Here is an 8,857-nt window from a genome sequence, read left to right as displayed (position 1 = left end):
TGGTGGCTGTATCTACATACAGAAGTCCCTGACGATCCGGTCAAGATCGCCAGGGACCAACGATGGGGTCAAGACGCACTTTCCACAGCAACAGACCTGATCACCCACAACACCACAGCCACTACCAATGACATCGGTGCACCAGCAGAATACGACACCGCCATCGACACCAGCTACCAACACAACCTCGGCATCCAAAAAGGCTGGATCAAATAACCGCAACACGCCCGGAAAAGACACACTTTTCTTTACTTAACCCCCGCATCCCCATCAACGGGCCCTACAAAAAAATCACCGCGAGAAAATTCTCGCGGTGATTTCACTGTGCCAGATGATGGATTCGAACCAACGAAGGCAATGCCGACGGATTTACAATCCGCTCCCTTTGGCCGCTCGGGCAATCTGGCGTGCACTCTTAAACGGTGCGAATGGAATGCTACCCACTACTCTGTCATTTACACAAATCGGCAGGTCGAGAGGATATTTCCCTACCTGGATTCACCCCTCAGCAGAACTCACCCCAGAGCAGAGCTCACCTCAGAGCAGTGCTCACCCCTAGGCCCATCTCGCCGATGGAGCTCAATCCACTACCCCACGCGCTCCACGGTGTAGCGAGCAACGTGACGCAGGGACTCCTTGGCCGCACAGTCAGGAAGGTCAGCGATGACGCGGTCGGACTCATCCAGCAGTTCATTGACCTTCTCCATCGCGCGAGCCACACCGTTGGTCTGAGCCAGGAGCTCGAGGGCCTCGTCGACAAGCGCGTCGTCGGAGACTGGGCCGACAAGAATCTCACGGAGACGGTCAGCGGCTGGGGTGTCCTCCTGCAGCGCGTAGAGAACCGGCAGTGTGAAGACGCCCTCGCGCAAGTCAGTGCCCGGAGTCTTGCCGGACTGATCGGTATTGGAGGAGATGTCGATAATGTCGTCGACAATCTGGAAAACGATACCGATTAGTTCGCCATAGCGGCGCAGTGCGTTGGAAATCTCGGCCGACGCACCGGCGTGATAGGCGCCGAGATAACCGGCCGATGCGATGAGCACACCGGTCTTTTCGGCAATGACCTTCAGGTAGCGCTCGATGCGCTCTTCAATCGGCAGGTCCAAGTCGTTGAGGCACTCGCGCATCTGGCCTGTGACAAGAACACCGAAGGTCTCAGCGAAGTGAGCCACGCTCTCGGAGCCGAGCTCTGCCAGCAGGCGGGACGCAGCAGCGAAGAGGTAGTCACCGGCCAGAATGGCGACGGTGTTGTCCCAGCGCGAGTTTGCGGAGGGCACGCCGCGGCGCTTATCCGCTTCATCCATGACGTCGTCGTGGTAGAGCGTCGCCAGGTGCGTCAGCTCCAGCACCGTCGCGGCGGTGATGACCTTATCGCTCTCCGGGTTCTCCCCGAACTGCGCGGCCAGCATGGTAAACATCGGGCGGAAGCGCTTACCACCAGCGTGAGCTAGGTGGGAAACCCGTTCGACTAGGAAGTCCTCGCCGCGCCCCAGCTCGGTTATCAGGAGGTCCTCGCTCTTGCGCATTCCCTCGGTGATTGTTGCTTCCAGCGCCTCATCAACGAAGTGAGAACTAGTGGCGGTGTGCTCACCAGTGCCCTGAGCACTTCCGGAACTAAGCCCGGAGTAGTCTCCAGTACGCATTCGAGACCTGCCTAACTGACGATAAAAGATAAGAAACTGCTAAATAAACTACCTTACGAGCATAGTGGCTAGCAGACCAGTTCCCATATTTGTTTCAACGTCGTTATACGCTGGGGCAATGACCTCAAGCCCGATTTCGCGAGTTTCCCCCACGTTCGACGGCACCGTCGCTCTACCCAGCAGCACTGACGTGCTCATTGTTGGCGCAGGCCCCACCGGCTCCGCAGCCGCAATTCACGCCGCCCGCGCCGGTTTTTCGGTCACTGTGGTCGACTCCCAGCGCTTCCCGCGCGACAAAACTTGTGGCGACGGGCTCACTCCTCGTGCCATCGCTGAGCTACGTCGTCTAGGGCTTGACGACGAGCTCCTGCGCCGCAACCGCAACCGCGGACTCAAGCTACACGGTTTCGGCGGCTCCATCACCGCACCTTGGCCAGATGATGCCTCGGGCACTTTCCCCGCTGTCGGATCCGCGATGCCGCGAGTTGAGCTCGACACTTTCTTGCTCAATGCCGCCGCTGATGCCGGTGCGCAGGTCTTTGATGGAGTCGCAGCGCGGAAGGTGGTTCTCGGAGCGCTGAACACTGGCGGCACGCGGGGTCATGGCGTGCGCGAGGTGGAGCTTTCCGACCGCGAGGGCAAGCCACACACCATCTCGGCCCGCTGGTTGCTCGTGGCCGATGGGGTCCGCAGTACCGTCGGCAAGCAGCTGGGGCGTGCGTGGCATCGAGACAGCGTCTTTGGCGTGGCCGCACGGTCGTATGTCAGCTTCGACAGCGCAGACGTAGCGGATGACTGGATTCACTCGCACCTGGAACTGCGCGACTCCGAAGGGCATACGCACCCGGGCTATGGCTGGATTTTCCCGCTGGGAGAAGGCCGGGCGAATGTGGGGTGTGGGGCGCTGGCGACATCGGCACGCCCGGCGCGCACGAACGTGAAGAAGTTGCTGCGTGAGTACCACGGACAGGTGCGCGATCAGTGGCAGATGAGCGAGCCGGAGCACGTGACGTCGGCGCTGCTGCCGATGGGCGGTGCTGTATCGAATGTGGCGGGGCCCAACTGGGCGTTGCTCGGTGATGCTGCGTGCTTAGTCAACCCGCTCAACGGTGAGGGCATTGACTACGGCATGGAGTCGGCGCGACTGGCAGTGGAGCTGATTAGTTCGATTGGTGCGGGCCGCGATGGGCTGACGCACTCCTGGCCCGCCCTCCTTCGCGAGCACTACGGCACCGGCTTCTCGCTGGCTCGCAAGTTGGCGCTGACGCTGACGTACCCGAGCTTCCTTCCCACGGTCGGCCCGCTGACCATCGGCGCCCCGTGGGGAAGCCAGCTCATGGGTGTTGCCGCACGCCTGATGGGAAACCTGGTCACGGAACACGACCGCGACGTAGTGGCGCGACTCTGGCGCGCTTCGGGGAGGACAGCGCTGGCCTCCGATAAGTGGTTCGGGCGCCAGCCCTGGCAGTAGGAATCGCTTTACGACGGGCCCTGCGACAGGGCTTTGCTGCGGGCTAGCGAGCTACTGTGCGGGCTTGGTTGCCGAGTGCAGCGCTGCGATACCGAAGGTGAGATTCTGCCAACCGGCATCCTCCCAGCCAGAGGCATTGATGTCGCGGGCAAGCTGCGGCTGGTTTGGCCAGGCGCGAATCGACTCCGCCAAGTACACGTAGGCCTCCGGGTTCGAGGAGACGACCTTGGCGATCTGCGGCAGTGCCCGCATCAGGTATTCCTTGTAGAAGGTGCTGAACACCGGCATCACGGGGGTGGAGAACTCGCAGACTGTTAGCTGGCCTCCGGGCTTGGTCACGCGAGCTAGCTCAGCGAGGCCCGCCTTGTAGTCCACGATGTTGCGCAGACCGAAGCTGATGGTCACCGCGTCGAAGGTGTTGTCCGGGAATGGCAGCTTCATGCCGTCACCGCAGACCTTGGGAACATCGCGGTGTGCACCGGCCTTGAGCATGCCTCGGGAGAAATCACAGGCAACGACGTATGCGCCAGACTTTGCCAACTCCACTGATGAAACAGCCGTACCGGCGGCCAGGTCGAGGACTTTCTGGCCAGGCTGCAGGTTCAGGCGCTTTGCCGTGCGCACGCGCCAGTAGTGGTCAATGCCACCGGTGAGCACGGTATTAGTGATGTCGTAATTCTTCCCCACGCCATCGAACATCGAGGCGACTTCGCTGGGATTTTTCGTTAAATCAGCCCTAGACACGATGTCCAGATTACGCGACCGACTTCTGACGCGTAGCAGCACCTGCATGGGAGGCATCAATCGCATCTGCTGCGACCTTGCTTGACGTCTCGGCCGCGGAAACCCCAGAAACCTCCTCGTAGTGGCGAACCAGGTCTGCACACAGTGCTTCCCAGGTGCGCTCGGTCACGGTGTCGCGGCAGCGGTTGCGCAGCTGCTTACGTGCCAGCTCATCGTCAACGAGCAGCAGCTTGTCGACCGCCTCAGCCAAATCGCGGGTGAAAGTCTTGGGTTCCAGCAGGTAGCCGTTGACGTCGTTGGTAATCAGGTCGCGCGGGCCGCCTGCGTTCGGAGCGATGGCCGGCACACCGGAGGCGTGGGCTTCCTGTACCGCCTGGCAGAAGGTTTCAAAGTCACCGGTGTGGACGAACACGTCCAGACTGGCGAATGCCGCTGCCAACTTATCGCCGGTGAGCTGTCCGGTAAAGACGGCATTCGGCATCTGCTTCTGCAGCTTCTGCAGCTCCGGGCCATTGCCGACAATGACCACCTGAATATCATCGCGGCCGTTCAGCGCTGCCAGCCGCTCCACAGACTTCTCCGCCGCGAGCCTGCCGACATAACCAACAATCGGCTTGCCCTCCGGGCTCCACTGCTTCCTGAGCTCTTCACTACGCTTTGTCGGAGTAAAGCGAACCGCATCAACACCGCGGCCCCAGCGGTAGACATCACGAATCTTGTGATCCTGCAGGTCCTCAATAGTCGGCGACGACGGCGCCAGCGTTCGGGCGCAGGAGTTGTGAATCACGCGCGTCCACAACCATGCGGCCGTGGAGAGCCCCGCCAACTTGTAGTTCTTGGCAAAACCCGCAACGTCCGTCTGATAGATGGCCACAGCCGGGATGCCCAGTGCCTTGGCAGTCAGCGCGCCCGCACCACCGAGCACAAATGGCGAAGCCAAGTGGACAACATCCGGCTTAAACTGCGTCAGCGCCGACGCTACCCGACGGTTCGGCACACCAATCGGTAGCGAATCAATCAACGGCACCATCACAGTGGGCACACGCTCAATGCGGTAGTCGCAGTAGAACTCTGCCTCTTCCTGCCAGTCCCGAGCGCCCGGCGCAATCACCAGCGCCTCGTGTCCTTCACGGCGTAAGTGTTCCAACACCCGCAGCACGGAGTTTGTCACTCCATTGATGTTGGGCAAGAAGCTTTCAGCAATGATGGCAACGCGCATGGTGCTAGTTTTCCATCTCGTCGGAAAGCGAAAGTGACCCTCTGTTTACCTTTTGGGGATCTCTTTGTAAACGACGGGTTGCGCGCAACGACAACCACCACAACGGCGCGACGACGAGAAATGCAACCACAGCGATGCTGGTCGCCGGGAGAAGTGACAACGTCCATGTGCGTCCGGCGACGCGGACGACATTGGGATCAGTGCGGTCGTATTCGACGCGGACGCGCTGCCCCTCTTCCAGACCAACGGGATAGAGCAAACCGGTTGGCGGCGACTGAAAATCACCATTCTCGTCGACGAAATCAACCGTGGTGCGAAGGAGCTCGACCGAGCGCACGTTGGCTACGGACTGCCCCATGTTCGACTCGATATTGCGGTCATTAATGAAGCAGCCAACCACCATGGCCAGGCACGACAGCAACAGGCAAATCATTACAAAGAGCAGTACCTGACGAAGGAAGCGCGGCCAATTGGCCAGGGCAGTTTTCCACTGCATGGCGGTCGCGACCTCCTATTTTTCTGTCTCTGATTGTTTCCAGCTAGTGCTTGTCCAGCACCCCAATCTCCGCATTGTATGCCAGCTTGTGATGCAACTGCCGACGCGTCGCACGCGTGGTCGCCACCTCAATGACGCGGATGCCATCGACGTCGGTATCCGGGTGCAACTGCGCGAGCAGATCTGGGAGGCGGTCAACGCGCACGTGCTCGACCCCGTAAGCCTGGCAGATGCCCTCAAAGTCCACGCCCTGCGGGGTGCCGAAGATGCGCTCAAAGCTTCCCCGCAGAACCGGGCTGCCCGCCTCCAGCGTCTCGAAAATACCGCCACCTGCATCATTGGCCACCACGATGGTGAGGTTTTCCGGCCTCGGCTCCAGCGGCCCAATTGCCAACGCTGCGGAGTCGTGCTGGAACGTCAGGTCCCCCATAAGTGCAATCGTCCGCGGCGGGCGGATCTCGTCGGCATGCTCGCGGTCGGACGCCAGCGCAATACCGATTGCCGTCGCCACCGTGCCGTCGATGCCCGCGGCACCTCGTCCCGCATACGTGTTCACACCGGGGAAAGGCAGGCCCGTGTACGACGCATCGCGCACCGGGTTCGACGCGCCCAGCACCACATTGTCACCCGTGCGCAGGCTGTCCGTCAGAGCCGCCGCCACATGAAATCCGGTCAGCGGTTCCTCCGCTTCAATCGACTCGGTAAGCGTCTCTCGCACGGACTTCACCGCCAACTCGCTGGCGGCCTCACAGATTTTCGTCCACTGCGGGTCCTGCTCCCCCACAGTCTGCACATGCCTAACGACGGCCCTTGCGTTCGCCGTCACATCCGGGAACTCCACCCCAAAACCGTGGTTTTCCGCTTCGGAGACAACGGTCAGCTCGATATCCGGATTGGCCAGCAGCTTAGAGATACCTCGGTGCAGCGTCGGCCTGCCGACCAGCACGATCTGCTCCGGCGGAATCTGCGCGAAAGTGCCCGCCGCGAGCGGGTGCACCGGGTGCGCCGGCGCATACGCATTCGGCTCAGCGATGGTTGGCAGATCCTCCAGTTCTGGCAGGTGCGAGGCATTCGAACCCGCAATCACGAGTGTGCGGCGGCTAATGTCAATTGTGGCTGTGCTAGCCGAGTTGGCCGGGCCGGTTGCGGTGGCCGAGTTGGCTGCGATGGCGGCCGCGGCGACGTTGTTGCTGTTGGTAGGCGCAATCGTGGTCCAGGGGCCGCCATCGGCGCGGCCCTCGGGGATGTCGGCGACGGAGTCGTCGTCAGGCACGAGCGGTTCGACAAAACGGACGTTAAGGTGGCCGGCGCCGGATGCCATGGCGGCGACAACGCGATCAATGCGAGCGCGGATCTGCGCGGCGGTGGCCTTCGTGACCGGGGCGGTGCCGTCCAGATCGAACTCGACGACGGAGGCATCAGCGAACAGGCGGTCCTGGACGATGGTCTGGTTCGCGCCAGTGCCGCGATAATGCGCGGGGCGGTCGGCGGTCAGTGCCAGCAGCGGAATGCCCGACGCGGTGGCTTCCACCATGGCGGGCACGAGGTTCGCCACTGCTGTACCGGACGTTGTAATTACCGGGGTCACCTTGCGGGTGCGCGAGGCCAGGCCGAGGGCGAGGAAGGCGGCGGAGCGTTCATCGATACGTACGTGGAGGCGAACCTTCGCCGCGTCGGCGGCCTGGACCAGAGCGCGGGCGAGCGGGGCGGACCGGGAACCCGGGCACACCACGGCATCGACCATGCCGAGACGCAGCAGCTCATCGACGATGAGACCCGCTACCACTGCGGATGGGGCTTGTGTGGACTGGACGGCGTGAGTGGTTTCGACCGCGCCGGTGTCCGGGTCTTGAGAGGTGTCCTGGTTATTGTTCACACTCAATAGGCTACTTGCCGGGAGTTACTGACTAGGTTTATGTCAGTTTGGAAGCCGGTAGGTTCAGGCGGTGAATGCATCACCACTTTCGACCAGGAGAAGTAGTGAAGCAAACCCGCCGAACGAAATACAGTGCCATCAAACCCATTGCGCTTCAACACATCGCCAACGGGGCATCAGCAAGCGCGGTTGGGCGCGATTTAGCGATTCCCTCACCAACTGTCAGGCGGTGGGCGCGACAAGCCGGAATTGCGATTCAGCACCAATCGCACTGCCCGAAGTTATCGATGATGGATAAGCACCGCGTGATCTACGAGATGCTTATGGCCGGCACATATAGTGTTGCCCAGATTGCCGCGCAGGCTGGGGTGTGCACAACCACGGTGTACAACCGGCGGGCTAGATTAACCACTATGAATACCCGCAGTCGGATAACACCTGGTGATGTATCTCGTGTTGGCGCTGGTCGGCGGCTAGGGCTGGCGGAACGCTTAATTATTGCCGATTGCCTGCGGGCAGGTCATTCGCACCGGCGTATCGCCCAGATAGTCTGTCGTAGTCAATCCACTATCAGTCGTGAAATCGCACGCAACAGCGTCGATGGTATCTACGATGCCTATCACGCTGATCAGGCCAGCCGCGGGCGTCTTGCTCGTCCAAAGCCGCGCAAACTCGATGACAATCGATTCTTACGCGCCCAGGTTGTCAATCTGCTCAACCGTGGCGCCTCGCCGCGTCAGGCCAGTGGCAGGTTGGCTGCACTGTGGGGTGATAATACGTCCATGACTATTAGCCACGAGTCGATTTACCAGGCCCTTTACGTACAAGGGGCAGGCAGCTTGCGCAAAGAACTTGTGTTTGAAAAGTCCTGCCGGACTACCCGGCCAGGGCGTAAACCCCGCTCGCTTCTCGCAGGGGTGCCCAAGCCACGTGGAAAACGCTGGACTCATGATGCCAATATTTCACTTCGCCCAGCCGAAGCCAATGATCGTGCGGTACCCGGTCATTGGGAAGGCGATTTGATTATTGGCGCAGATGGCACCAGTGCTTTAGCGACGTTGGTGGAACGCCGCAGCAGGTTTGTGCTGCTCGGCAGACTCGGCACTGACCATACTGCCGCCAGTGTCAATGAGGTGATGGTACGGATGATTCGTCGGCTCAAAGAGTCGATGGACACCACGATTTCGACGTTGACCTGGGACCAAGGGGTGGAGTTTGCCAAACACACGGAGTTTTCTGTCGCGGAGAATATCCAGGTGTTTTTCGCCGATCCGCATTCGCCGTGGCAGCGAGGTAGCAATGAGCGGATGAACCGGGATATCCGGTTTTATTTCCCCAAAGGCACCAACTTTACCGATGTCACCGACCAAGAGGTCGCCGAGGCGGAAGCATTGCTGAATAACCGGCC

7 protein-coding genes, 1 tRNA gene and 1 pseudogene are annotated in these 8,857 nt (G+C 60.9%); 3 read left to right on the top strand and 6 right to left on the bottom strand.

All coding sequences use genetic code 11. From position 1 onward, the window contains the following. A pseudogene (locus HMPREF1206_RS03655) lies at positions 1-216 on the top strand (IS256 family transposase); the annotation flags it as partial. Positions 217-325: 109 nt separating this feature from the next. Here the strand turns inward: HMPREF1206_RS03655 and HMPREF1206_RS03650 are convergent. Together HMPREF1206_RS03650 and HMPREF1206_RS03645 are read right to left on the bottom strand one after the other, a co-directional pair. Beyond that, positions 326-407, bottom strand: a tRNA-Tyr gene (locus HMPREF1206_RS03650). A gap of 180 nt (positions 408-587) precedes the next feature. Further along, a complete protein-coding gene (locus tag HMPREF1206_RS03645) occupies positions 588-1,643 on the bottom strand; it encodes a polyprenyl synthetase family protein (protein ID WP_016422037.1) in 1,056 nt (351 codons plus the stop codon). Positions 1,644-1,761: 118 nt separating this feature from the next. On the opposite strand from HMPREF1206_RS03645, the gene HMPREF1206_RS03640 reads away from it, so the two are divergent. Beyond that, positions 1,762-3,114 (top strand): geranylgeranyl reductase family protein, encoded by a 1,353-nt coding sequence (locus tag HMPREF1206_RS03640; RefSeq protein ID WP_016422036.1) that lies wholly within the window; start codon positions 1,762-1,764, stop codon positions 3,112-3,114. Positions 3,115-3,165: 51 nt separating this feature from the next. Here HMPREF1206_RS03640 and HMPREF1206_RS03635 read toward each other — a convergent pair whose 3' ends face one another. Genes HMPREF1206_RS03635 through menD form a run of 4 tightly spaced genes read right to left on the bottom strand, consistent with a single transcriptional unit; the run spans position 3,166 to position 7,449 of the window. Beyond that, complete coding sequence (locus HMPREF1206_RS03635; RefSeq protein WP_042388380.1) at positions 3,166-3,858, bottom strand: demethylmenaquinone methyltransferase; 693 nt, start codon at positions 3,856-3,858, stop codon at positions 3,166-3,168. A 10-nt stretch (positions 3,859-3,868) separates the two neighbouring features. Continuing rightward, positions 3,869-5,077 carry a glycosyltransferase family 1 protein gene (locus HMPREF1206_RS03630; protein WP_016422034.1) on the bottom strand — a complete coding sequence of 403 codons (1,209 nt, stop codon included), beginning with the start codon at positions 5,075-5,077 and terminating at the stop codon, positions 3,869-3,871. Between the two features lie 4 nt (positions 5,078-5,081). After that, positions 5,082-5,573, bottom strand: a complete 492-nt coding sequence (locus tag HMPREF1206_RS03625; protein ID WP_016422033.1) for a DUF3592 domain-containing protein — start codon at positions 5,571-5,573, stop codon at positions 5,082-5,084. Between the two features lie 43 nt (positions 5,574-5,616). Further along, positions 5,617-7,449 (bottom strand): 2-succinyl-5-enolpyruvyl-6-hydroxy-3-cyclohexene-1-carboxylic-acid synthase, encoded by a 1,833-nt coding sequence (gene menD / locus HMPREF1206_RS03620; RefSeq protein ID WP_016422032.1) that lies wholly within the window; start codon positions 7,447-7,449, stop codon positions 5,617-5,619. Positions 7,450-7,736: 287 nt separating this feature from the next. Here menD and HMPREF1206_RS10785 point away from each other — a divergent pair. Then, positions 7,737-8,857 (top strand): IS30 family transposase (locus HMPREF1206_RS10785; RefSeq protein WP_231367173.1); only part of this gene is annotated, 1,121 nt, incomplete at its 3' end.

Origin of the sequence: Corynebacterium sp. HFH0082 (genome assembly GCF_000411235.1) — a bacterium.
Lineage (GTDB): Bacteria > Actinomycetota > Actinomycetes > Mycobacteriales > Mycobacteriaceae > Corynebacterium > Corynebacterium jeikeium_D.
Note: the sequence above shows the minus strand (reverse complement) of the source record. Positions and strands in the feature narration are given on the sequence as shown.

Bases quoted from the DNA above. Each gene is read 5' to 3' on its own strand.
- HMPREF1206_RS03630 (WP_016422034.1), bottom strand. From the start codon at position 5,077: ATGCGCGTTGCCATCATTGCTGAAAGCTTCTTGCCCAACATCAATGGA.
- HMPREF1206_RS03640 (WP_016422036.1), top strand. From the start codon at position 1,762: ATGACCTCAAGCCCGATTTCGCGAGTTTCCCCCACGTTCGACGGCACC.
- HMPREF1206_RS03625 (WP_016422033.1), bottom strand. From the start codon at position 5,573: ATGCAGTGGAAAACTGCCCTGGCCAATTGGCCGCGCTTCCTTCGTCAG.
- HMPREF1206_RS03645 (WP_016422037.1), bottom strand. From the start codon at position 1,643: ATGCGTACTGGAGACTACTCCGGGCTTAGTTCCGGAAGTGCTCAGGGC.